Origin of the sequence: Halomonas ventosae, assembly GCF_004363555.1 — a bacterium.
GTDB lineage: Bacteria > Pseudomonadota > Gammaproteobacteria > Pseudomonadales > Halomonadaceae > Halomonas > Halomonas ventosae.
Genome location: NZ_SNZJ01000006.1, coordinates 131,548 through 152,868 on the forward strand (window position 1 = coordinate 131,548; position 21,321 = coordinate 152,868).

A 21,321-nucleotide genomic window follows, 5' to 3' on the forward strand; every position below is an offset into this window, starting at 1 on the left:
ATGAGCCAGTCCAACGATATCGTCTTCCTCTCTGCCACACGCACGCCCATGGGCGGCATGCTGGGCAGCCTTTCCAGCCTTACCGCCCCGCAGCTCGGGGCCACGGCGATCCAGGCCGCCATCGAGCGCGCCGGCATCAGTGCCGACAGCATCGACGAGGGCATCATGGGCTGCGTGCTGCCCGCCGGCGTCAAGCAGGGCCCGGCCCGCCAGGCCATGCGCCAGGCCGGCATTCCCGACGCTATCGGCGCCACCACCATCAACAAGCTGTGCGGCTCAGGCATGAAGGCCGCCATGCTGGCCCACGACCTGATCCGCGCCGGCAGCGGCGAGGTGATGCTGGCCGGCGGCATGGAGTCCATGTCCAACGCGCCCCATGTGCTGACCAAGGCCCGTGCCGGCTATCGCCTGGGCCATGGCGAGCTCAAGGACCACATGTTCCTGGATGGCCTGGAGGATGCCGAGACCGGCAAGCTGATGGGCGTCTTCGCCCAGGACGTCGCCAGCGATCGCAACTACGGCCGCGAACGCCTGGACGACTTCGCCATTGCCTCGCTGGAGCGTGCCATGGAGGCCACCAACGCCGGCCACCTGAAGGCCGAGATGGCGCCGGTCACCGTCACCAGCCGCCAGGGAGAAAGCGTGGTGGACCACGACGAGCAGCCCTTCCAGGCCAAGCTCGACAAGATCCGCTCGCTGCGCCCCGCCTTCGCCAAGGACGGCACCATCACCGCCGCCAACTCCAGCTCCATCTCCGATGGCGCCTCGGCGCTGATCCTGGCGAGCCAGGCAGCGGCCGACCGCCTGGGCGCCAAACCGATCGCGCGGATGCTGGGTCATAGCACCCATTCGCGGCACCCCAGCGAGTTCACCATCGCTCCGGTAGGCGCCATCGACAAGCTGATGAAGAAGCTCGACTGGGGCGTGAATGACGTCGACCTCTTCGAGATCAACGAGGCCTTCGCCGTGGTGACCCTGATGGCCATGGACGACCTGGGCCTGCCCCACGACAAGGTCAACGTCTTCGGCGGCGCCTGCGCCCAGGGCCATCCCATCGGCTCCACCGGCTCGCGGATCATTGCCACCCTGATCCATGCCCTGCGCACCAGGGGCGGCAAGCGCGGCATCGCGAGCCTGTGCATCGGCGGCGGGGAGGCCACCGCGGTGGCGGTCGAACTGGTCGACTGATGGGGAGCGTCATGCTCGACACGCCGGCGGGTGGGCTGCATGCCGCCCGCTGGCGGCCGGACACGCCGGACGCGACGCGCAGCCCCATCGTGCTGCTGCACGACTCCCTGGGCTGCGTGGCGCTCTGGCGGGACTTTCCCGCCAGGCTAGCCGAAGCCAGCGGCCGGGAGGTGATCGCCTATGACCGCCAGGGCTACGGCAAGTCGGCACCCTGTCCGGGCCCGCAACCCTCCAGCTTCATCGCCGACGAGGCAGAGGTCTTCCACGCGCTGCGCGAGCACTTCGGGCTCGCGCGCTTCGTGCTCCTCGGCCATAGCGTGGGCGGGTGCATGGCGGCCGAGATCGCCGGCCAGCATGCCGACGGCTGCGAAGCGCTGATCACCGTGGCGGCCCAGGCCTTCAACGAGCCATGCACCCTGACCGGCATCCGCGAGGCGGAGCAGGCCTTCCAGCATCCCGCCGCCATGGCACGCCTGGCGAAGTACCATGGCGACAAGGCCGAGTGGGTGTTGAGAAGTTGGGTCGACAACTGGCACTCAGAGGCCTTCGCCGACTGGACACTGGACGGCGCACTGCGCCGGGTGGCCTGCCCGACACTCGCCCTGCATGGCGAGCACGACGAGTATGGCTCGCGGGCCCAGCCCGAGCGCATTGCCTCGCTCACCCCCGGGCCGAGAGCGCCCCATATCCTGGCCGACTGCGGCCATGTGCCCCACCGCGAATGCCCCGAACGGCTGATCGACGCCCTGCTGCCCTTCCTGGCGGCTCCCACCTCGACCTGACGCCCAGCACCGCCTGCCGGCTCCGTCATTGCGATGATAGCGTCCGGCCTGTCTGCTCGAGATAATGCCCTTGCCGAGGCACTGCCCATGACGGTCATGGCGCGAGGAGAAGACCTACCATGCGCGAGGGGATGGAGCGCTACCAGTCCTGGATCTACCTGCTGTGCATCATGGCGGGCCTGGGACTCGGCCTGGCCAGCCCCGGCCTGGCCAGCGTGCTCGAGGGAGGCCTCTGGCCGCTGCTGGGAGGGCTGCTGTATGCCACCTTCACCCAGATTCCCCTGGTCCGCATAGCGGATGGCTTCCGGGACTGGCGTTTCCTCTGCGCCCTGCTGATCGGCAACTTCCTGGTGATCCCGCTGACGGTGGGCTGGGCGGTAGCGGGACTGCCGCTGACGCCGGCCATTCAGGCCGGGATATTGCTGGTGCTGCTGGTGCCCTGTACCGACTGGTTCATCAGCTTCACCCATCTCGGCAAGGGGGATACGGCCCGGGCCATCACCGCCGCGCCCCTGCTGCTGCTGGTGCAGCTGCTTGCCTTGCCGCTCTACCTGTGGCTGTTCCTCGGCGAGGCCTCGCTGCGCCTCGCCGTCGGCTCCCACCTGATCAGCGCCTTCGCCGGCCTCATCCTCGCCCCCCTGCTGCTGGCATGGGTCACCGAACGCCTGGCCACGCGACACCGCCAGGCGAGGCAACTGATCCATGGCCTGGGCCTCCTGCCGGTCCCGCTTCTGGCCCTGGTGGTGCTGGTGATTGCGGCCTCGCAGATCACCACCGTGGTCGAACTCTCCGATGTGCTGCTTCAGGTCCTGGCGGTATTCATCGCCTACCTGCTCTTCGCGGCCTGCCTGGGCAAGCTTCTCGGCCGGCTGTTTCGGATCGAGGCATCCGGGGCCCGTACCCTGGCGTTCAGCTTCGGTACTCGCAACTCCTTCGTGATGCTGCCGCTGGCCCTGACGTTGCCGGACGCCTTGCAGGCCGCCGTGGTGGTCATCGTCTTCCAGTCGCTGGTCGAACTGTTCGGCATGGTGGCCTACCTGAGCTGGGTACCGGGCAAGCTGATTCCAGAACCTCCCAGCGGCTGACGACCGCCGCAAGCGCCTCATGAAAGCCGGTAGGCTTGCCCCCCTCGACAGGCGTTCGCCCTCGCCTGCCCGGAATATTGACAGGCCGATGGGCGCGCCTAGTGTCGCGGCGCCGCCAGGCGATCCAGGCGCAACCGCTCGCGGCCATCGAACAGCCGGCGGCTGCCCGCGGCCACCGCGGCCAGGGTGCCGAAGCCGGTTCCCAGGGTGATGGTGAACATCACCAGTATCTGGTACTTCACCGCCAGCGCCGGTGGGCTCCCGGCGAGAATCTGGCCGGTCATCATGCCCGGCAGGCTGACCACCCCCGCCGCCGCCATGGCATTGATCATCGGCATCAGGCCGCTGCGCATCGCCTCGCGGCGAATGTCGCTGACGGCCTCCTGCCAGTGCTGGCCGAGCATCAGCCGGCTCTCGATCACCGCGCGCTGGCGCCAGGCGGTGTCGGTCAGGCGATCCAGGGCCAGGGCGACCCCGGTCATGGTGTTGCCGAGCATCATGCCCAACAGCGGGATGGCGTACTGGGGGAGGTACCAGGGCTCGGGGCCGATGATCACGGTGAGCGTCAGCACCGTCACCGTGAACGAGGAGAGAAACATCGCCACGGTGCCGATGCCGAAGGCCCAGCCGCCGATCAGCCGACGCTTCTGCCGCGCCATCACCTCGCGCCCGGCAATCAGCAGCATGCCCAGCGCCATCAGCGCCACCCACATCAGCCGCTCGGCGGCGAACAGCGCCTCCAGCACCAGCCCCACCAGGGCAAGCTGGACCACCGAGCGCGCCGCGGCGACCAGCAGGCTGCGGCCCATCCCTAAGCGCAGGGCGGCGGTGCAGCCCGCCAGCGCCACCACCATCAGCGCCGCCAGGGCGAGCTGCCACCAGGTCAGCGCGATCACGTCCATGACGCCGCCTCCACGAGTTCGCTTCCCTCGATTCGCCAGTGGCGCTCTGCCACCCGCTGGATCTGGGCGGGGTCGTGGGCGACCCACAGCACCGGCCAGCCGTGCTTGCGAATTCTCGACAGGAGCCAGGCCTCCACCCGGCGAGAACTGGCCTCATCCAGGTTGGCGGTGGGCTCGTCGAGCAGCAGTGCCATGGGCTGGCGGCTGATCGCCCGCAGCAGGGCCAGGCGCTGCTTCTCCCCCGACGAGAGCCGCGAGACCTGCCACGCCAGCACCTCGGAGGTGAAGCCCAGCGCTTCGAGATCCGCGGGAGCGGCCTGCGGCATATGCTCGCCCACGCTATCCGCCCACCACTGGCTCTCGGCCGGCACCAGCATCACCCGCGCCCGCCACACATGCGCCGGCAGCGCTGCCTGGGAGATATTGCCCAGCCATACCTCGCCACCGTGGGGCTCGAGGTCGGCCACGGCACGCAGCAGGCGGCTCTTGCCGGACCCGCTGGGGCCGGAAAGGCAATGGATCTCGCCGGGGGCGATGGCCAACGACACGCACGAGAGCGAACCGTTGGTCACGCCGTCGAGTCGCAGGGTCGGGCTTGTGGTCACGGAGCACCTTTCTTCATCACGGGGCTGCATGATAGCAGGCCCGCCATTCCGCCGAGGCCACCGCAAGGCATCGCCCCATCCAGGACCCCAGCGAGGTCTCGCCGGTCTTCCAGCGCACCCCGGACCAGCGCGACGCGCCCCGAGTCCTCCGCACCACCGGAGCAGGCGGTGCAATGCCCAGTGACATTGATCATATGCGTTTTTCCATATATCTTAAGTGGCGACACGCCCGATCCATTGAACCGTCTTACCGGACATCCCGTGACAAACACATCGCCGAACGACCTGCCCAATATCGACCGCACGATCTTCCGGGTGCCGGATGCGGCCAGCCTGGGCATCCCCGTGGAGCGCGAGCATCCTCCGCGCATCCTGCTGCTTTACGGCTCGCTGCGCAGTCGATCCTTCAGCCGCCTGACGGTGGAAGAGGCCGCCCGGCTGCTGCGCGCCATGGGCGCCGAGACGCGCATCTTCGACCCGAGGGGGCTGCCACTGCCCGACGCCGAGGAGGCGACCCATCCCAAGGTGGTGGAACTTCGCGAGCTGGCCGAGTGGGCCGAGGGCATGGTGTGGTGCTCGCCGGAACGCCACGGCGCCATGACCGGCATCATGAAGGCCCAGATCGACTGGATCCCGCTCGCGCTGGGAGCGGTACGCCCCACCCAGGGCAAGACCCTGGCGGTGATGCAGGTGTGCGGCGGCTCCCAGTCGTTCAACACCGTCAACCAGCTGCGCGTGCTGGGCCGCTGGATGCGCATGGTGACCATCCCCAACCAGTCCTCGGTGCCCAGGGCCTTCATGGAGTTCGACGACAACGACCGCATGAAGCCCTCGCCCTTCTATGACCGCATCGTCGACGTCATGGAGGAGCTGGTGAAGTTCACGCTGATGGTGCGTGGCCGCAGCGAGGCGCTCACCGACCGCTATTCGGAGCGCAAGGAATCGGCCAAGCAGCTCTCCGCCCGGGTCAACCAGCGCGCCCTCTGACAGGAGTCACACCATGACCGCACATCAGGAATCCCAGTCTCCCAGCACGTCGGAGGGCATGGGGCTCTTCGAGCGTTTCCTCTCGGTCTGGGTGGCGCTGGCCATCGTCGCCGGCGTGCTGCTCGGCCAGTTCGCCCCGGCGGTCCCCGAGACCCTCTCGCGCTTCGAGTACGCCCAGGTGTCGATCCCGGTGGCGGTGCTGATCTGGGCGATGATCTTCCCCATGATGGCGCAGATCGACTTCACCGCCATCCTTGGCGTGCGCCGCCAGCCCAGGGGACTGATCATCACCACCACCGTGAACTGGCTGATCAAGCCCTTCACCATGTTCGCCATCGCCTGGTTCTTCCTGACCGTGGTGTTCGCCCCTTTGATTCCCGCCGAGCGCGCCAGCCAGTACCTGGCCGGGGCCATCCTGCTGGGCGCCGCCCCCTGCACGGCCATGGTCTTCGTGTGGAGCTACCTGACCCGGGGCGATGCGGCCTACACCCTGGTGCAGGTGGCCCTCAACGACCTGATCATGCTGTTCGCCTTCGCTCCCATCGTGGTCTTCCTGCTCGGCGTCTCGAACATCCAGGTGCCCTGGGACACGGTTGCCCTGTCGGTAGTGCTCTACATCGTGATCCCGCTCACCGCGGGGTATCTGACCCGGCGCGCCCTGATCGCCCGCCACGGCAGCGAGTGGTACGACAACGTCTTTATGAAGCGTATTGGCCCAGTGACACCGATGGGGCTCATCGTGACCCTGGTGCTGCTGTTCGCCTTCCAGGGTGAGGTGATCCTCGAGGCGCCGCTGCATATCGTGCTGATCGCCATCCCGCTGATCCTCCAGACCTTCCTGATCTTCTTCATCGCCTACGGCTGGGCCAAGGCGTGGAAGGTGCCCCACAACGTGGCGGCGCCCGGGGCGATGATCGGTGCCAGCAACTTCTTCGAGCTGGCGGTGGCCGCCGCCATCGCGTTGTTTGGGCTACAGTCCGGTGCGGCGCTGGCCACGGTGGTGGGCGTACTGGTGGAGGTCCCGCTGATGCTCGCCCTGGTGCGCATCGCCAACAAGACTCGCCACCACTTCCCCGAGACCGAGACGAAGGCCACGGCCGAGGCCAGGGGCTGAGAGCCATGGCCATCGAGGTCAGCGACAGCGCCCGCGAATGGATCAAGCGCAAGGGTGGCGTGGCCACGGTACGCCTCTCGCCCCGCCACGGTTGCTGCGGCGGTGGGGCCGACATCGCGGTGGCCGAGGCCAGGCCCCCGGATGATCCGGCGTGCTATACAGGCGTCGAGTTCGAGGGGCTGTCGCTCTACCTCGACCCGACGCTGGTCGGCCAGGGCCTGCGGGTCGACGTCGCGGGCTTCCTGGGAATGGGGCATCTCTTCGTGGAGGGCGTCTCCCCCACCCGCTCCTAGAGGCTGACCAGCACCCCACCGCCTGCCAACAGGGTGACCACTGCCCAGGCGGGCAGCTTCCATACGCTGAGCAGCAGGAAACCGGTCAGGGCCAGGGCGAACTCCCGCGGGCCGAGGATGGCGCTGGTCCACACCGGCTGGTAGAGGGCAGCACCGAGGATACCCACCACGGCCGCATTGGCCCCGCGCATCAGCGACTGGGCGCTGTCCCAGCGCCTGAGGCGGTTCCAGAACGGCAGCACGGCGACCAGCAGCAGCAGGCCGGGCAGGAAGATCATCACCAGGGCCAGGGCGGCGCCGACCAGTGGCAGGCCGAGCGGCGCCATCACCGCCCCCAGGTAGGCCGCAAAGGTGAACAGCGGCCCCGGCACCGCCTGGGCGGCGCCGTAGCCGGCCAGGAAGGCATCGGGCCCGACCCAGCCCGATTGCACTACCTCCGCCTCCAGCAGCGGCAGCACCACATGGCCACCGCCGAAGACCAGGGCACCGGCGCGGTAGAAGGCGTCCATCACCGCCAGGGTGACGGAGGGTGTGAGCCAGGCCAGCAGCGGCAGGCCGACCAGAAGCCCCGCCACACCTAGACCCGCGAGCCGCCCCGCCCAGGACGAGACGGGGAAGTGCATCGTACACCGGTCGGGCTCGGTGTGGGCGCGGCACAGCAGCAGGCCGGCGACGACGCCGACCAGGATGGCGGCCACCTGTCCCAGGGGGCCACCGACCAGCACCACGGTGATCACCGCGGCCAGGGCAATGCCGGCGCGCACCCGATCGGGGCAAAGGTTGCGCGCCATGCCCCACACGGCATGGGCGACGATGGCCACTGCCACCACCTTGAGGCCGTGGATCAGCCCTTGGCCGAGCGGCCCCTCGAACGCCGCGGCGCCCAGGGCGAAGAGCACCAGCAGCAGGGCCGAAGGCAATGTGAAGGCGGCCCAGGCGGCTGCCGCGCCCCAGGGCCCGCCCCGCATCAGGCCCAGGGCGAAGCCCACCTGGCTGCTGGCCGGCCCCGGCAGGAACTGGCAGAGCGCCACCAGGTCGGCGTAGTCCCGCTCCGAGAGCCAGGCACGCCGCATCACGAACTCGGCGCGAAAATACCCCAGATGCGCAATGGGTCCACCGAAGGAGGTCAGCCCCAGCAACAGGAAGGCGCGAAATACCTCCATGATACGCCCCGGCGGGCGTGTGACCTCGGTCATGCGGTGATCTCCCGAATCGAACAGCCAAGCTCGCCATACTAACCGGCGGGAGATGACGGGCCCATGTCAGCCGCCACCTTCGACGCGGACCGTGCCAAAGGTCGACCTTGCCAGCCGACAGCGGGCCGGCGACGATGCAGAGATGACCGATCTCCTGCGACGCCATCCGCTCCTGATTATCGTGCTGGCCCAGCTGTGCGGCACCTCACTGTGGTTCTCCGTCAACGGCGTGGGGCTCGCGCTATCGCGCGACCTTGGCCTCTCCGAGGCCGACCTGGGCCGTCTCACCCTGACCGTCCAGGCAGGCTTCATCGTCGGCACCCTGTTCATCGCCACCACGGGGCTGGCCGACCGCTTCCGCGCCAGCCGCATCTTCGCGGCCTCCTGCCTGGCCGGCGCCCTGACCAATGCCGGCTTCGTGATGGCCGCATCGCATCCCCCGCTGGACCTGCTGCTACGCTTCGCCACGGGGCTGTGCCTGGCCGGGATCTATCCGCTGGGCATGAAGCTCGTCATCGGCTGGACGCCGAAGCACACCGGGGCCGCGCTGGCCTGGCTGGTGGGCATGCTGACCCTCGGCACCGCCCTGCCCCACCTGCTGCGCGGCACTACCCTGGGGCTGCCCTGGGAGTGGCCGCTGATCGGCGCCTCCGGGCTGGCGCTGGTGGGCGGCGGCCTGATCCTTGCCCTGGGCGACGGCCCGCACCTGCCGCCCTCCAGCGGCAGGGCCAGGCTGCTCGACGGCCTGGCGGCGCTGCGCGAGGCACGCTTTCGCGCCGTGGCCGGCGGCTACTTCGGCCACTGCTGGGAACTCTACGCCCTGTGGACGCTCACCCCCTTCCTGGTCGCCCGCGAGGTAGGCCGGCTCGGGGCGCCGGAGGCCTGGGTGCCCTGGCTGTCGTTCGGCGTGATCGCCCTGGGGCTGGCCGGCTGCGTGGGGGGCGGGACCCTGAGTCGCCGGCTTGGCAGCTTGTGGGTCGCCCGACGGGCACTGGCCGCCTCGGGACTGATCTGCCTGGCCTATCCGCTGCTGACCTGGTTGCCGCCGGGGCTGCTGCTGGGCTTGCTGGCCGCCTGGGGCCTGACCGTGATCGCCGACTCGCCGCAGTTCTCGGCCCTCGCCGCCGCGACGGCGCCCCGGGAACGCGTCGGCTCCACCCTGGCGGTGATGAACGCGGTGGGCTTCGCCCTGACCATCCCCGCCATCTCGCTCACCACCGCGTTGTGGTCGCTGCAGGAGACCTGGGTCGTCTGGTGGCTGCTGCCGGGCCCCGTGCTGGGACTCTGGGTCATGCGCGGCGTGGCCGCCGACTTGCCAGCCACCGCCCCCCCGCAGTCCGGTGCCGCCGGGGATTGACGCCGATCAAGGTCGCCACGGGTCGCCCTGGGAAATATATGCATAAACATATATTATGACCAGACCCTCTCGACGCGTCCCGCTACGAGGCCCCCATGTCGAACACCCCCGGCACCACCGCTACCTTCACCTCTCGGCTGATGACCCTAGCCCGTGAGAATCCCGACCAGGTGCGCTGGATCGGCGCCGTGGTGGGCATCTTCCTGCTGATCTACTTCCTGCCCGCCGGCACGTCGCGCTTCGACAACGCCGTGCTGGAGGGTATCCGGCTGACCCACTGGTACGCCCAGGAGCACGTCATCCTCTGCCTGCTGCCGGCCTTCCTGATCGCCGGCGCCATGGCCGCCTACCTGAGCCAGGGCGCGGTGATGCGCTACTTGGGGCCCTCGGCCCCCAAGCCGGTAGCCTTCGGCATGGCATCGATCTCCGGCATGCTGCTGGCGGTATGCTCCTGTACCGTGCTGCCGCTGTTCGGCGGCATCTACAAGCGTGGCGCCGGCCTGGGACCGGCGGTGGCCTTCCTCTACTCGGGGCCGGCGATCAACGTCATGGCGGTGGTGGTCACGGCCAAGGTGCTGGGACTGGAGCTGGGCCTGGCGCGGGCCATCGGCGCCATCGCCTTCGCCGTGGTGATTGGCGTGATCATGCACCTGATCTACCGTCGCGAGGAGCAGGCGCGCAGCCAGCAGGCTTCCCGAGGCTTTGACACCGACGACGACGGACGCCCGCTGGGCCAGGTGGTAGCCTTCTTCGGCCTGATGGTGGGCATCCTGGTATTCGCCAACTGGGCCGCCGCCGACAGCCCGACCTGGATGGCCATCCACGCCTGGAAGTGGCAGATCACCGCGGTGCTCGGCGGCCTGTTCGCCCTGCTGCTGATGCGCCGCTGGAAGTGGCCGCTACGCCAGGTGGCGATGCTGGCGGGCGCCGTGGCGCTGGCCGCCCTGCTGGTCCCGGGGGTACCGGAGCTGGCCTTCGCGGTGGGCATCATCGGCATCATGCTGATCGCCACCCTGCGCGAGGACGACCGCGAGTGGGCCGAGCAGAGCTGGGACTTCACCAAGCAGATCATGCCGCTGCTGCTGGCCGGGGTGTTCGTCGCCGGACTGCTGCTGGGCCGCCCTGGAGAGGAGGGCCTGATCCCCTCAGAGTGGGTGGTGCTGGCGGTGGGTGACAATGGCTTCCGCTCCACCTTCCTGGCCTCGCTGCTGGGCGGCTTCATGTACTTCTCGACCCTCACCGAGGTGCCCATCGTCCAGGGCCTGATCGGCAACGGCATGGGCAAGGGCCCGGCGCTGGCGCTGCTGCTGGCGGGCCCGGCGCTCTCGCTGCCCAACATGCTGGTGATCCGCACCATCATGGGCACGCAGAAGACCCTGGTCTACTGCACGCTGGTGGTGGTCATGGCGACCCTGACCGGCTATCTCTACGGCCAGCTATGGCCCTGACTCACGTCATTCCGGAACACGACCCTTCCAAGAGGAGCGCACCATGAAACTGAGCATCTACGGCAAGGGCTGCAGGAAGTGCGACCAGCTCACCGCCAACGCCCGCGAGGCCGCCGAGGCGCTGGGCCTCACGGTCGAGATCGAGAAGGTCACCGACATGAACGCCATCATCGACAAGGGGGTGATGCGCACCCCGGCACTCGGGGTCGACGACGAGGTGGTGATCGAAGGCAAGGTGGCCAGCGCCGAGGAGATCCAGGCGCTGCTCGAGCCCTGATCAGCCTCGAGCCCTGATCAACAAAGCGCGGCGCGACGCTCCGGGCGGTTGCCCATGCCCGCCAGGCGCGCCTGCAGCGTGGCGAGGCTGGCCGACTGCCCCTCAGCCGCGGCTTCCAGGGCCGCCATGGCCCACTCGGGCAGCGCCGGCGCCAGGCCGTAGTAGACCCACTGGCCCTCGCGCCGATCGTTGAGCAGCCCGCAGTTGCGAAGCTGGGCGAGATGGCGCGAGACCTTGGGCTGGGAGGCCTCCAGGGCGTGGGTCATCTCGCAGACACACAGCTCCCCCTCGCGCAGGATCAGCAGGGTCAGCAGCAGGCGCGTCTCGTCGCTAAGGCACTTGAACAGGCGCAGCGGGTCCAGTGACATCGGGGATTCCTTATCGAGGGTCTCGGCCATTCTACGCCACGGCCGAGGCGATGTTCAGGTCCGTGCGGCCAAGGGAAACGGCGAGTCGCAACTCTGCTCAAGGCTTTCCCGGCGACAGGCCCCGGAGCGCCGGACCGCCGAGGGGGCGCTGTGAACCCCTCCCTGGGCGCTACCGATGCCGTCCATGGCATAGGACCCCCTCTACGACCTGTCCCCGGCGCCTTTCGCTAGCGCAACATGTCTAATTGCCAAAGTCCTACCGGGCATCCCGCGGCAGGGCCAGGGCCATCAGCGCACTGGCGGCCACCAGGGCGGAGGAGATCCACAGGCAGGCGGCAAGGCCGTGGACCTGGTAGACCCAGCCGGAGAGCAGGGTCCCCAGCAGGCGCCCCATGGCGTTGGCCATGTAGTAGAAGCCCACGTCCATGGAGACGCCGTCGGCGCGGGCGTAGTGGACGATCAGGTAGCTGTGCCAGCTGGAGTTGATGGCGAACAGCACGCCGAAGGCGAGAAGCCCCACCACCAGCCACCCCACCTCGGCCAGCGGCAGCAGCGCCAGCAGTGCCGGCAGTCCGGCCAGCATCAGGGCCCAGAAGGCGGTAATGCCTCGTGCCCCGCCCTTGATCAGGCCGGTGAGGCGCGGCGCCTGGGTCTGCACGCCGCCGTAGCCGATCACCCAGATGGCCAGCAGGCCGCCTACCGTCCAGTGGCTCCAGCCATGCTGGTCATAGAGGAACACCGGCAGCGCCACCACGAACCAGACGTCCCGGGAGGCGAACAGGCACAGCCGCGCCGCCGAGAGCACGTTGATGGCGCGCGACTTGGAAAACACCTCGGTGAACTTCGGCTTGCGCTTCTGGCGTCCCAGGTCGGCCTTGAGCCGGACCAGCGACAGGGCGAGCACGCCAACCAGCATCAGCGCCATCAGGCCCACCGCCCCCTGGAAGCCGACCAGCGTCAGCAGCAGCCCGCCAAGGAAGAAGCCGGCCCCCTTGAGCGCGTTCTTGGAGCCGGTGAGGATCGCCACCCAACGGTAGAGCGCGGAGCCGGCGCTGGGGCTGTCCCTGGGCACCAGCACCTTGACCGCGCTCTTGGCGCTCATCTTGTTGAGGTCCTTGGCGATCCCCGAGAGCGCCTGGGCCGCCATCACCCAGGGCACGGTCAGCGCCGCCGAGGGCACCATCAGCATGGCCAACGCCACGATCTGCAACCCGAGCCCCACGTTCATGGTGCGGTTGAGCCCCAGCCGGGCCCCCAGCCAGCCCCCCACCAGATTGGTGACCACCCCGAAGGCCTCGTAGAAGAGGAACAGCAGCGCCACCTCGAGGGGGGAGTAGCCCAGCTGGTGGAAATAGAGAACCACCAGCATGCGCAGGGCGCCGTCGGTGAGGGTGAAGGCCCAGTAGTTGCCGGTGATCAGCAGGTACTGGCGGACCTCGAAGGGCAGCGCCTTCAGACGGCTTGCCAAGCTCTCAGCCATTCCCCACCTTCAGGGCCAGCTCGGCGGTGCGGTTGGCATAGCCCCACTCGTTGTCGTACCAGGCGTAGAGCTTGAGCTGGGTGCCGTTGACCACCATGGTCGAGGGCGCATCGATGATCGAGCTGCGCGGGTCGGTGCGGTAGTCGATGGAGACCAACGGGCGCTCCTCATAGCCCAGGATGCCGGCGAGCTCGCCCTCGGCGGCGGCCTTGAGCGCCGCATTGACCTCCTCCACCGTCACCTCGCTTTCCAGCTCGAAGACCATGTCGGTGAGCGAGGCGTTGGCCAGCGGCACGCGGATGGCATGCCCGTTCAGCTTGCCCTCGAGTTCCGGGAAGATGACGGTGATTGACTTGGCGGAGCCGGTGGTAGTGGGAATCAGGCTCATGCCGCAGGCCCGTGAACGACGGAGATCCGGCTTCTGTGGAGAGCTCGGGGCGTCGAGGATGACCTGGGTGTTGGTGATATCGTGCACCGTGGTCATCGAGCCGTGGCGAATGCCGTAAGTCTCGTGGATCACCTTGACCACCGGTGCCAGGCAGTTGGTGGTACAGCTCGCCGCGGTGACGATGCGATGGACCTCGGGGTCGTACTTGTCGTCGTTGACCCCCACTACCACGTTGAGCACGCCCTCCTCCTTCACCGGCGCGCTGACCACCACCCGCTCGACGCCCTGGTCGAGATAGGCCTGAAGCGCCCCCGTGGTCTTTATCTTGCCGGAGCACTCGATGGCCACCCGACAGGCGGACCAGTCGCCCTCGTCCACCGCCTTGTGCGTGCTGAAGGCGATGCGGTGGCCGTCAATCAGGATGGCGTCACCATCGGCGTGGATCCCCTGCCCCGGGCTCCAATGGCCGTGTACCGAGTCGAACTCCAGCAGGTGGGCGAAGGTCGCGGCATCGCCGCCCGGGTCATTGATGCGCAAAAGTTCGACCTCGCCCGCCGAGACGCGGGGCCAGAGGCTACGCAGCACCAGGCGGCCGATGCGCCCGAAGCCATTGATGCCGACACGAAGGGTCATGTTGCTCTCCTGATGAAGAATGAACGCCGGGATGTGCCCTCAGGCCTCGGCGTCCCGGGCCTTGATCTGCAGCCATAGCGAGAGGCGGTGGCGAATCTCGTTGAGGGCCTGTTCATAGGCGTCGGTACGCCCGATCAGGCGCGGGTCGCGAATGTCCCAGTAGAGGTGCTCGTCGCTCCCTCCCTGCCAGTCGCGGCATGCCTGCTGGGCCTTGTCGCACAGCACGATGACGGCATTGAAATGTTCGCCGGCGAAATCATCCAGCGACTTGCTGGCCAGTCCCTCGGTGGAAATGCCCTGCTTCTCCAGCGCCGCCAGGGTCATCGCATGGGGTTCATCCGGTTCACTGCCGGCGCTGTAGGCCTCGAACTTGTCGCCTGCCAGATGGCGCAGCAGCGCCTCGCCCATCAGTGAGCGGGCGGAATTGGCATTGCAGAGGAAAAGCACGCGCTGATTGGCCATGAGAGTGGCTCCCGAATATATATGGAATGTCATATATAACGCCGTTGGATGTCAATCATGTGACAGCCCTTCACGACGACGGGGAGGCCGAAGCCTCCCCGTTTCTCGATGCCAGCCAGGATGGCGCTCAGCCGTAACGGCCGGTGATGTAATCCTCGGCCTTCTTGGTGGCCGGGTTGGCGAACATCGTCCGGGTGTCGTTGTACTCGATGATCTCGCCGAGGTGGAAGAAGGCCGTGTAGTCGGCCACCCGCGCCGCCTGCTGCATGTTGTGGGTCACGGTGATGATGGTGAACTGCTGCTTGAGCTTGTCCATCAGGTCCTCGATGGTCGCCGTGGAGATCGGGTCGAGTGCCGAGGTGGGCTCGTCCATCAGGATCACGTCGGGCTGCACGGCGATGGCGCGAGCGATGCACAGGCGCTGCTGCTGGCCACCGGAGAGCGAGGTGCCCGGCTGGTGCAGCTTGTCCTTGACCTCCTCCCACAGGCCGGCGTCGCGCAACGCCTTCTCCACCAGTTCGTCCTGCTCCGGCTTGCGGCTCACCAGGTCGTGCATGCGCGGCGCATAGACGACATTGTCGTAGATCGACTTGGGGAAGGGGTTGGGCTTCTGGAAGACCATGCCCACCCGGCGGCGCAGGGCCACCTCGTCCATCTTGGCGGCGTTCACATCGCGGCCATCCATCTCCACCAGCCCCTCGAGGCGCACGCTGGGGATCAGGTCGTTCATGCGATTCAGGCAGCGCAGGAAGGTGGACTTGCCGCAGCCCGAGGGCCCGATGAGGGCCGTGATGTTCTTCTGGTAGACATCGATGTTGATGTTCTTCAACGCCTGGCTCTGGCCGTACCAGAGGTTGAGGTCGCGGACGCGAATGCTCAGCTCGTGGTGGGCGTCGGTATTGCGGGTCACCGGCTGGCCGGGTTCGGGACGGACGCTTTCGTGACGTGACCTTTCGTGACCTGACATGGGCGCGGTACTCCGCTCGGCAACGTGAATGTTCATCTGTGGATACCCTGTAACGTAGCGTGGCCTACCAGCGGCGCTCGAACTTCTTGCGCAGGATGACGGCGGTGGCGTTGAGGAAGATCAGGATCGCCAGCAGCACCAGGATCCCCCCGGCGGTCTTCTCGACGAAGGCCTGCTCCGGCTCACCCGCCCAGGTGAAGACCTGTGCCGGCAGCACGGTGGCGGCCTGGGTGAAGGAGGCGCCCACGTCGGGGATGAAGGCCACCATGCCGACGATGATCAGCGGTGCGGTCTCGCCCATGGCCTGGGCCAGCCCGATGATCGAGCCGGTCATGATGCCTGGCATGGCCAGCGGCAGCACGTGGTCACGCACCACCTGCCAGCGCGAACAGCCGACCCCGAAGGCGGCGTGGCGGATCGAGTCCGGCACGCTGCGCAGCGCCGTGCGGGTGGCGATGATGATCACCGGCAGGGTCATCAGCGCCAGGGTCATGCCCCCCACCAGCGGCGAGGAGCGCGGCACCCCGAAGAAGTTGATGAAGATCGCCAGCCCCAGCAGGCCGAACAGGATCGAGGGGATCGCCGCCAGATTGTTGATGTTGATCTCGATGATCTGGGTCAGGCGGTTGTCCGGGGCGAACTCCTCCAGGTAGATCGCCGTCATCACGCCGATGGGGAAGGCGATGGCCAGCGTCACCAGCATGGTCATCACCGTGCCCACCGCGGCGGCGAGGATGCCCGAGGCCTCGGGCATCTTGGAGTCGCCGCTGCTGAAGAAGGTGGTGTTGAACTTGAGCGCCGCCCTGCCCTGTTCCACCAGGGCATCGACGGTGGCCTGCTGGGATTCGCTGAGCTTGTGACGATGCCCCTTGAGGTACTGGTCCACCTCGCTGTCGGCGAGCACCCAGCGGGTCTCGCTGGTGCCCAGCAGCTCGGGATTGTCGCGCATCCGCACCGGGATCAGGCGCTCGAAGGTACGGCTCACCAGGCGCGACACTTCGGGGTCCAGGGCGGCACGCCCCATGCGTTGGGCGTCCTCGTTATAGTCGATCTCCACCTGGACCTGCGCCTGCTGGAAGGCCGGCAGGCCCTTGGAGAGCATGTCGGCGAAGAACAGCACCAGGAACAGGCCGGCGAGCCCCAGGGCGCCCATGGAGATCCACTTCAGCCGAGAGGACTGACGATGGCGGCGGCGCAACTGGGCGCTGATGTCGTCGAAGGATTGACTCATGTCGGCGATTCCTCGGCGTTACAGGTTGTTGACGCGATACTTCTCGCGGAAGCGGCGGATCATGAGCACCGACACCAGGTTCAGGCTGAGGGTGACGGCGAACAGCACCAGGCCCAGGGCGAAGGCGGAGAGGGTCTCGGCACTCTCGAACTCCAGATCGCCGGTCAGCGCCGCGACGATGCGCACCGTCACCGTGGTCATGTCCTCCAGCGGGTTGGCGGTGAGGTTGGGCCGCATGCCCGCCGCCATCACCACGATCATGGTCTCGCCCAGCGCCCGCGACACCGCCAGCAGCGAGGCGGAGATGATGCCCGGCAGGGCCGCGGGAATGACCACGTCACGGATGGTCTCGCCCTTGGTCATGCCCAGCGCCAGGGAGCCCTGACGCATGCTGTCCGGTACCGCATTGATCACGTCGTCGGAGAGCGAGGAGATGAAGGGGATGATCATGATGCCCATCACCACCCCGGGCGCCACGGCATTGTTGAAGGAGGCATCAAGGCCGAAGAAGCCGGCCACGTCGACGATGATCGGCGCCACCGTGATGGCGGCGAAGAAGCCATAGACCACGGTAGGAATGCCGGCCAGCACCTCGAGGGTGGGCTTGGCCAGGGTGCGTACCCGCTGGGGGGCGAACTCCGCCATGTAGATGGCCGAAAGCAGGCCCACGGGGATGGCCACCAGCATGGCGATGGCGGTGATCATGAAGGTGCCGGCGAACAGCGGCACCGAGCCGAACTGGGCGGCACTGCCGGCCTCGTCGCCGCGCCCCGCGGCGGCCAGGAAGCTGGCGCCGGGGTTCCAGACGGTCCCGGTGATGAAATCCCAGAAGCTGTGCATCTGGAAGAAGCGCAGCGCCTCGAAGACGATGGAGAAGAGGATGCCGAAGGTGGTGAAGATCGAGATCAGCGCCGCGGCGACCAGCACCCAGCGAATCACCCGCTCGATGGCCTGACGGGCATGGAAGTCGGGCTTCACCTGAGTCATCCCCACCAGCAGGCCGATGGCGGCCACGACCAGGCTGCCGGCCAGCAGGTAGAGGGTGGGGATATCGGCGCCCAGCAGCAGCATCAGCAAGGCCCCGATGGCGCCCACGGTGATCGCCGGGCCGGCGGTGGCCAGCACGGCGAACCAGGCGTACTGGTCGGGCTGGGCGTACATGGCCGTGCCGGTGGCGCGCACCCGCGCGGCCTTGGCACGACCCAGGAAGAAGGCTATCAGACCCAGCAGCAGCAGGACGCCGCTGAACATGGCGAGGAGTTGGTTGGTCTGCATAGGTCTCTCTCGGTGGATAACGACGGCAGCGTGCCTGCCGGAACGTGCGACGGCCGGCAGCCGTGGGCTGCCGGCCGGATCAGGCGTCCCTGCCTGCGCGTTGCCTTACAGGTCAGACACCTGCAGCTTGGCGCGATCGGCGACCTTCTGGCGGGTCTGCTCACGCTCGGCTTCCGGCAGCGGGATCAGGCCCAGGTCACCCAGGTAGCCCCCCTCGCCGACCATGGTCTCGGAGACGAACATGTCGACATAGTCGTAGAGCGGCGGCACGGCCTCGGCATGCTGATTCTTGACGTAGAACCACAGCGAGCGGGCGATCGGGTAGTCGCCGGCGCTGATCGCCTCGGGCTCCGGCGCCACGCCGTCGATGGTCGTGCCGATCAGGGCGTCGGGATTCTCTTCGAGGAAAGAGTAGCCGAAGATGCCGAAGGCATCGGTGTCCTCACTCAGGCGCTGGACGATCAGGTTGTCGTTCTCGCCGGCATCGATGTAGACGCCGTCGGAACGAATGTCCGTGTAGGCCTCGCCACCGTAGGCCTCCATCTCCTCCGACGGGACCTCCATGGCAAGCTCCTCGAAGGCGTCGCGGGTCCCGGAGGTGCTGGGCGGGCCGTAGATGGAGATCTCACGATCCGGCAAGGAGGCGTCGATATCGCTCCAGTTGGTGTAGGGGTTATCGACCAGTTCACCGTCCACCGGCACCTTGGCGGCCACGGCCAGGAACAACTGCTCGAGGGTCAGCTCGATCGCCTCGTTGGTGCTGGACTGGGCGAAGACGATGCCGTCGGAACCGATCTTGACCTCGGTGACGTCGGTCACGCCGTTCTCGATGCAGCGCTCCAGCTCTGAGACCTTGATGCGACGCGAGGCGTTGGTGATGTCCGGGGTATCCTCGCCCACGCCGTTGCAGAACAGGCGCAGGCCGCCGCCGGAACCGGTGGACTCGATGACCGGCGTCGGATACTCGGTCACCGCACCGAACTCCTCGGTCACGTAGCTGGCGAACGGGTAGACGGTGCTGGAGCCGACGATGCGGATCTGGTCGCGAGCGTGGGCCACGGTGGCCACCCCCATGACGGCGGCGGCGATAGCCGTGGTCTTGAAAACGCGGCTCTTGAGGATGCGATTCATGGAGCGATCTCCTGATGAGGACAGTGTGCAACCTTCACGGGAGACACCTTGCCCCAGTCAGATGACAGCTTCATGACAGTGCCGACCGGAAGCAGGATGCGCCCGCTACGCCGCACACCCTGCCCCAGGGAGATGACAGCGGCGTGACATCGTCCTGTTACTGTCGCGACAAGGCCCCGTTCAGAGCAGCAGCCCCAGCGCCGCCAGGGTACATAGCGAAAGTGACGCGCCCTGCAGCAGGCGACGATCGAGACGGTGGGCGATGCGGTTGGCCAGCCAGGTGCCGGCCAGCACCGCCGGCGCGAAGCTCGCTGCCATGCCCAGGTGCCAGGCGCCTATCCGGCCGACCAGCGCCAGGGTGGCGAGGGTCAGCAAGGAGGTGACAATGAAGAAGGCCGCCAGGTTGCCGCGCAGGCGGTCGGGGGAGAACCCATGCATCAGCAGCACCAGGGGCGGCCCGCCAATGGCGGCCACGGTGCCGAAGATGCCGGAGAAGATGCCGGCCGAGAACAGGGTGGCGCGATTGACCGGCAGCCGCAGCCGGAAGAGGGTCACGGCCACCGCGAACAGCACGCTACCGGCAATCAGCTTCTCGAGCACGACCATGGGCGCGGCGAGCAGCAGCCAGGCGCCCAGGGCGTTACCGGGCAGGCGGCCGGCCAGGGCCATGCCGATCTCGCTCAGACGCACCTCGCTGCGATAGTGGCGCAGGGTCAGCAGCGAGACGGTGAAGCCGAACAGCACCAGCACCACCGGCACCAGACGCGGCTCCAGCATCAACAGCAGCGGCGCCCCCACCACCGCCAGGCCGAAGCCGGTGGCACGCTGAACGAAAGCCCCCAGCGCCAGCACCAGGGCACAGCCCAGCCAGGTGGAGAGCGCCATGTCGAGCCAGCTCACCCACGACGGCTCAATCATTCGCTTCCCGCCCCGCCAGCACGCGAATGCCGACGTTGGCCGCGAGCGAGGCGCCGAGCATGGTGCCCACCATCGGCCAGGCGCTGTCCACCTCGAAGGCGCCCACCAGCACGCCGGCCAGGGCGCCGCTGGAGAACTGCAGGCTGCCCTGCAGGGCGGCGGCGGTGGCGCTCATGTGGTGGAAGCGGTCGAGCAGCGAGGTGATGGCGTTAGGGGCGATCAGGCCGATGGTGCCGGCGAACAGCATGATCAGCGGCACCATGGTGGCAAGCGACTCCTGCCCGGTGATCACCACCAGCGCCAGCCCCATGGCGGCGGCGAGCTGGATACCCAGCCCCAGGCGCAGGTTCTGCAGGGGGCTGCGCCACCTCAGCAGGCGGATATTGAGGCGGTTGGAGGCGACCATGGCCACCACGTTGACGCCGAACACCAGCGGATAAAGGGATGGCGTCAGGGCAAAGTGCTCGAGGTAGAGGAACGGCGAGGCAGTGACGAAGGCGAACAGCCCGGCGAAGGACATGGAGGCGGCGGCGATGAAGCCCATGGCCCGGCGATCGCCAAGCACGCTGGCGTAGTTGGCCAGCACCTTCGCCGGCGTTGCCGCCGACCGGCCGGGGGGACGCGTCTCGGGCAGCCGGGTACCCAGCAGCCACATCAGGAAGCCGGCATAGCCGGCCAGGAAGACGAAGATCAGCCACCAGTCGGCGAGGTAGAGCAGCCCGCTGCCCACCACCGGCGCCACCAGCGGCGCCATCAGCATGATGATGGCCATGGTCGACATCACCTTGGCGGCCTCGCGGCCCTTGAAGCAGTCGCGCACGATGGCCGCCGAGTTGACCACGGTCGCACCTCCGCCCAGCGCCTGGATGAACCGCCAGGCCAGCAGCTCGCCAAGCGAGCCCACCGTGGTGATCACCAGGCTGGCCAGCAGGAAGACCACCAGGCCACCCAGCAGCACCGGCTTGCGCCCCACCCGGTCGGACACCGGGCCAAACACCAGCTGCCCCAGGGCGAAGCCGGCCAGGAAGGTGGAGAGCGAGAGCTCCGTGTGATGGATGCTGGCACCGATATGCCCGGCGATGGCCGACATGGCCGGGAGGTAGGCATCGATGGCGAAGGGCGCCAGGGCCGTGTTGGCGGCCACCAGCAGCGCCACGCGTCGCGAGTTCAGGGTCAAGGCGCCTCCATGGCGGCACGAGGTAAAAGGTAGAGGGCTAATGATACCCGAAACCCC

At 67.9% G+C, this 21,321-nt stretch carries 22 protein-coding genes; 9 read left to right on the top strand and 13 right to left on the bottom strand.

Annotated elements, in window-relative coordinates:
- The 3 genes from DFP85_RS06945 (at position 1) to DFP85_RS06955 (ending at position 3,055) form a co-directional block, all read left to right on the top strand.
- Complete coding sequence (locus tag DFP85_RS06945) at positions 1-1,188, top strand: acetyl-CoA C-acyltransferase (protein ID WP_133635575.1); 1,188 nt, start codon at positions 1-3, stop codon at positions 1,186-1,188.
- An 11-nt stretch (positions 1,189-1,199) separates the two neighbouring features.
- Positions 1,200-1,970: an alpha/beta fold hydrolase gene (locus DFP85_RS06950; protein ID WP_243737227.1), complete on the top strand. Its 771-nt coding sequence runs from the start codon at positions 1,200-1,202 to the stop codon at positions 1,968-1,970.
- Positions 1,971-2,089: 119 nt separating this feature from the next.
- On the top strand, positions 2,090-3,055 hold the full coding sequence (locus DFP85_RS06955) for an arsenic resistance protein (RefSeq protein ID WP_133635577.1): 966 nt from the start codon (positions 2,090-2,092) through the stop codon (positions 3,053-3,055).
- A gap of 98 nt (positions 3,056-3,153) precedes the next feature.
- Here DFP85_RS06955 and DFP85_RS06960 read toward each other — a convergent pair whose 3' ends face one another.
- Together DFP85_RS06960 and DFP85_RS06965 are read right to left on the bottom strand one after the other, a co-directional pair.
- Positions 3,154-3,957, bottom strand: a complete 804-nt coding sequence (locus DFP85_RS06960; protein WP_133635578.1) for an ABC transporter permease — start codon at positions 3,955-3,957, stop codon at positions 3,154-3,156.
- Positions 3,948-4,562, bottom strand: a complete 615-nt coding sequence (locus DFP85_RS06965; RefSeq protein ID WP_243737228.1) for an ABC transporter ATP-binding protein — start codon at positions 4,560-4,562, stop codon at positions 3,948-3,950. The genes DFP85_RS06960 and DFP85_RS06965 overlap by 10 nt, the downstream gene beginning before the upstream one ends.
- 261 nt (positions 4,563-4,823) lie before the next feature.
- Here DFP85_RS06965 and arsH point away from each other — a divergent pair, with 261 nt between their 5' ends.
- The 3 genes from arsH to DFP85_RS06980 are packed head-to-tail and all read left to right on the top strand — an operon-like array spanning position 4,824 to position 6,956.
- Complete coding sequence (gene arsH / locus DFP85_RS06970; RefSeq protein ID WP_279512922.1) at positions 4,824-5,549, top strand: arsenical resistance protein ArsH; 726 nt, start codon at positions 4,824-4,826, stop codon at positions 5,547-5,549.
- Between the two features lie 13 nt (positions 5,550-5,562).
- Positions 5,563-6,663 carry an ACR3 family arsenite efflux transporter gene (gene arsB, locus DFP85_RS06975; protein ID WP_133635580.1) on the top strand — a complete coding sequence of 367 codons (1,101 nt, stop codon included), beginning with the start codon at positions 5,563-5,565 and terminating at the stop codon, positions 6,661-6,663.
- Between the two features lie 5 nt (positions 6,664-6,668).
- Entirely contained in the window at positions 6,669-6,956 is a 288-nt protein-coding gene (locus tag DFP85_RS06980) for a CC/Se motif family (seleno)protein (RefSeq protein WP_133635581.1), read from the top strand.
- Here DFP85_RS06980 and chrA read toward each other — a convergent pair.
- Positions 6,953-8,152: a chromate efflux transporter gene (chrA, locus tag DFP85_RS06985; protein WP_133635582.1), complete on the bottom strand. Its 1,200-nt coding sequence runs from the start codon at positions 8,150-8,152 to the stop codon at positions 6,953-6,955. The genes DFP85_RS06980 and chrA overlap by 4 nt on opposite strands.
- 142 nt (positions 8,153-8,294) lie before the next feature.
- Between chrA and DFP85_RS06990 the strand changes: the two genes are divergently transcribed.
- The 3 genes from DFP85_RS06990 to DFP85_RS07000 all read left to right on the top strand — a co-directional run bounded on the left by DFP85_RS06990 (position 8,295) and on the right by DFP85_RS07000 (position 11,234).
- On the top strand, positions 8,295-9,509 hold the full coding sequence (locus DFP85_RS06990; RefSeq protein WP_133635583.1) for an MFS transporter: 1,215 nt from the start codon (positions 8,295-8,297) through the stop codon (positions 9,507-9,509).
- 95 nt (positions 9,510-9,604) lie between these two features.
- Positions 9,605-10,957, top strand: a complete 1,353-nt coding sequence (locus DFP85_RS06995) for a permease (RefSeq protein WP_133635584.1) — start codon at positions 9,605-9,607, stop codon at positions 10,955-10,957.
- A gap of 43 nt (positions 10,958-11,000) precedes the next feature.
- Positions 11,001-11,234, top strand: coding sequence for a thioredoxin family protein (locus DFP85_RS07000; protein ID WP_133635585.1), 234 nt, complete (start codon positions 11,001-11,003; stop codon positions 11,232-11,234).
- A 17-nt stretch (positions 11,235-11,251) separates the two neighbouring features.
- On the opposite strand, the gene DFP85_RS07005 is transcribed toward DFP85_RS07000, so the two are convergent.
- The 10 genes from DFP85_RS07005 to DFP85_RS07050 form a co-directional block, all read right to left on the bottom strand.
- Positions 11,252-11,602 (bottom strand): metalloregulator ArsR/SmtB family transcription factor, encoded by a 351-nt coding sequence (locus DFP85_RS07005; protein WP_133635586.1) that lies wholly within the window; start codon positions 11,600-11,602, stop codon positions 11,252-11,254.
- 256 nt (positions 11,603-11,858) lie between these two features.
- Positions 11,859-13,082 (bottom strand): organoarsenical effux MFS transporter ArsJ, encoded by a 1,224-nt coding sequence (gene arsJ / locus DFP85_RS07010; protein WP_133635587.1) that lies wholly within the window; start codon positions 13,080-13,082, stop codon positions 11,859-11,861.
- Complete coding sequence (locus tag DFP85_RS07015) at positions 13,075-14,103, bottom strand: ArsJ-associated glyceraldehyde-3-phosphate dehydrogenase (protein ID WP_133635588.1); 1,029 nt, start codon at positions 14,101-14,103, stop codon at positions 13,075-13,077. The genes arsJ and DFP85_RS07015 overlap by 8 nt, the downstream gene beginning before the upstream one ends.
- Before the next feature lie 39 nt (positions 14,104-14,142).
- Positions 14,143-14,565, bottom strand: a complete 423-nt coding sequence (locus tag DFP85_RS07020) for an arsenate reductase ArsC (RefSeq protein ID WP_133635589.1) — start codon at positions 14,563-14,565, stop codon at positions 14,143-14,145.
- A gap of 127 nt (positions 14,566-14,692) precedes the next feature.
- Positions 14,693-15,532 (bottom strand): phosphate ABC transporter ATP-binding protein PstB, encoded by an 840-nt coding sequence (gene pstB, locus DFP85_RS07025; RefSeq protein WP_133635590.1) that lies wholly within the window; start codon positions 15,530-15,532, stop codon positions 14,693-14,695.
- Between the two features lie 64 nt (positions 15,533-15,596).
- A complete protein-coding gene (pstA, locus tag DFP85_RS07030) occupies positions 15,597-16,763 on the bottom strand; it encodes a phosphate ABC transporter permease PstA (RefSeq protein WP_133635591.1) in 1,167 nt (388 codons plus the stop codon).
- Positions 16,764-16,781: 18 nt separating this feature from the next.
- Positions 16,782-18,038 (bottom strand): phosphate ABC transporter permease subunit PstC, encoded by a 1,257-nt coding sequence (gene pstC / locus DFP85_RS07035; RefSeq protein WP_133635592.1) that lies wholly within the window; start codon positions 18,036-18,038, stop codon positions 16,782-16,784.
- 105 nt (positions 18,039-18,143) lie between these two features.
- Positions 18,144-19,169 carry a substrate-binding domain-containing protein gene (locus tag DFP85_RS07040; RefSeq protein ID WP_133635593.1) on the bottom strand — a complete coding sequence of 342 codons (1,026 nt, stop codon included), beginning with the start codon at positions 19,167-19,169 and terminating at the stop codon, positions 18,144-18,146.
- A 180-nt stretch (positions 19,170-19,349) separates the two neighbouring features.
- On the bottom strand, positions 19,350-20,087 hold the full coding sequence (locus tag DFP85_RS07045; RefSeq protein ID WP_133635594.1) for a sulfite exporter TauE/SafE family protein: 738 nt from the start codon (positions 20,085-20,087) through the stop codon (positions 19,350-19,352).
- Positions 20,080-21,264: a multidrug effflux MFS transporter gene (locus tag DFP85_RS07050; protein ID WP_133635595.1), complete on the bottom strand. Its 1,185-nt coding sequence runs from the start codon at positions 21,262-21,264 to the stop codon at positions 20,080-20,082. Before DFP85_RS07050 ends, DFP85_RS07045 begins: the two co-directional genes overlap by 8 nt.
- Positions 21,265-21,321 lie beyond the last annotated feature (57 nt).

Bases quoted from the DNA above. Each gene is read 5' to 3' on its own strand.
- DFP85_RS06945 (WP_133635575.1), top strand. From the start codon at position 1: ATGAGCCAGTCCAACGATATCGTCTTCCTCTCTGCCACACGCACGCCC.
- DFP85_RS06950 (WP_243737227.1), top strand. From the start codon at position 1,200: ATGCTCGACACGCCGGCGGGTGGGCTGCATGCCGCCCGCTGGCGGCCG.
- DFP85_RS06955 (WP_133635577.1), top strand. From the start codon at position 2,090: ATGCGCGAGGGGATGGAGCGCTACCAGTCCTGGATCTACCTGCTGTGC.
- DFP85_RS06960 (WP_133635578.1), bottom strand. From the start codon at position 3,957: ATGGACGTGATCGCGCTGACCTGGTGGCAGCTCGCCCTGGCGGCGCTG.
- arsB (WP_133635580.1), top strand. From the start codon at position 5,563: ATGACCGCACATCAGGAATCCCAGTCTCCCAGCACGTCGGAGGGCATG.
- DFP85_RS06980 (WP_133635581.1), top strand. From the start codon at position 6,669: ATGGCCATCGAGGTCAGCGACAGCGCCCGCGAATGGATCAAGCGCAAG.
- chrA (WP_133635582.1), bottom strand. From the start codon at position 8,152: ATGACCGAGGTCACACGCCCGCCGGGGCGTATCATGGAGGTATTTCGC.
- DFP85_RS06990 (WP_133635583.1), top strand. From the start codon at position 8,295: ATGACCGATCTCCTGCGACGCCATCCGCTCCTGATTATCGTGCTGGCC.
- DFP85_RS06995 (WP_133635584.1), top strand. From the start codon at position 9,605: ATGTCGAACACCCCCGGCACCACCGCTACCTTCACCTCTCGGCTGATG.
- DFP85_RS07000 (WP_133635585.1), top strand. From the start codon at position 11,001: ATGAAACTGAGCATCTACGGCAAGGGCTGCAGGAAGTGCGACCAGCTC.
- DFP85_RS07005 (WP_133635586.1), bottom strand. From the start codon at position 11,602: ATGTCACTGGACCCGCTGCGCCTGTTCAAGTGCCTTAGCGACGAGACG.
- arsJ (WP_133635587.1), bottom strand. From the start codon at position 13,082: ATGGCTGAGAGCTTGGCAAGCCGTCTGAAGGCGCTGCCCTTCGAGGTC.
- DFP85_RS07015 (WP_133635588.1), bottom strand. From the start codon at position 14,103: ATGACCCTTCGTGTCGGCATCAATGGCTTCGGGCGCATCGGCCGCCTG.
- DFP85_RS07020 (WP_133635589.1), bottom strand. From the start codon at position 14,565: ATGGCCAATCAGCGCGTGCTTTTCCTCTGCAATGCCAATTCCGCCCGC.
- pstB (WP_133635590.1), bottom strand. From the start codon at position 15,532: ATGTCAGGTCACGAAAGGTCACGTCACGAAAGCGTCCGTCCCGAACCC.
- pstA (WP_133635591.1), bottom strand. From the start codon at position 16,763: ATGAGTCAATCCTTCGACGACATCAGCGCCCAGTTGCGCCGCCGCCAT.
- pstC (WP_133635592.1), bottom strand. From the start codon at position 18,038: ATGCAGACCAACCAACTCCTCGCCATGTTCAGCGGCGTCCTGCTGCTG.
- DFP85_RS07040 (WP_133635593.1), bottom strand. From the start codon at position 19,169: ATGAATCGCATCCTCAAGAGCCGCGTTTTCAAGACCACGGCTATCGCC.
- DFP85_RS07045 (WP_133635594.1), bottom strand. From the start codon at position 20,087: ATGATTGAGCCGTCGTGGGTGAGCTGGCTCGACATGGCGCTCTCCACC.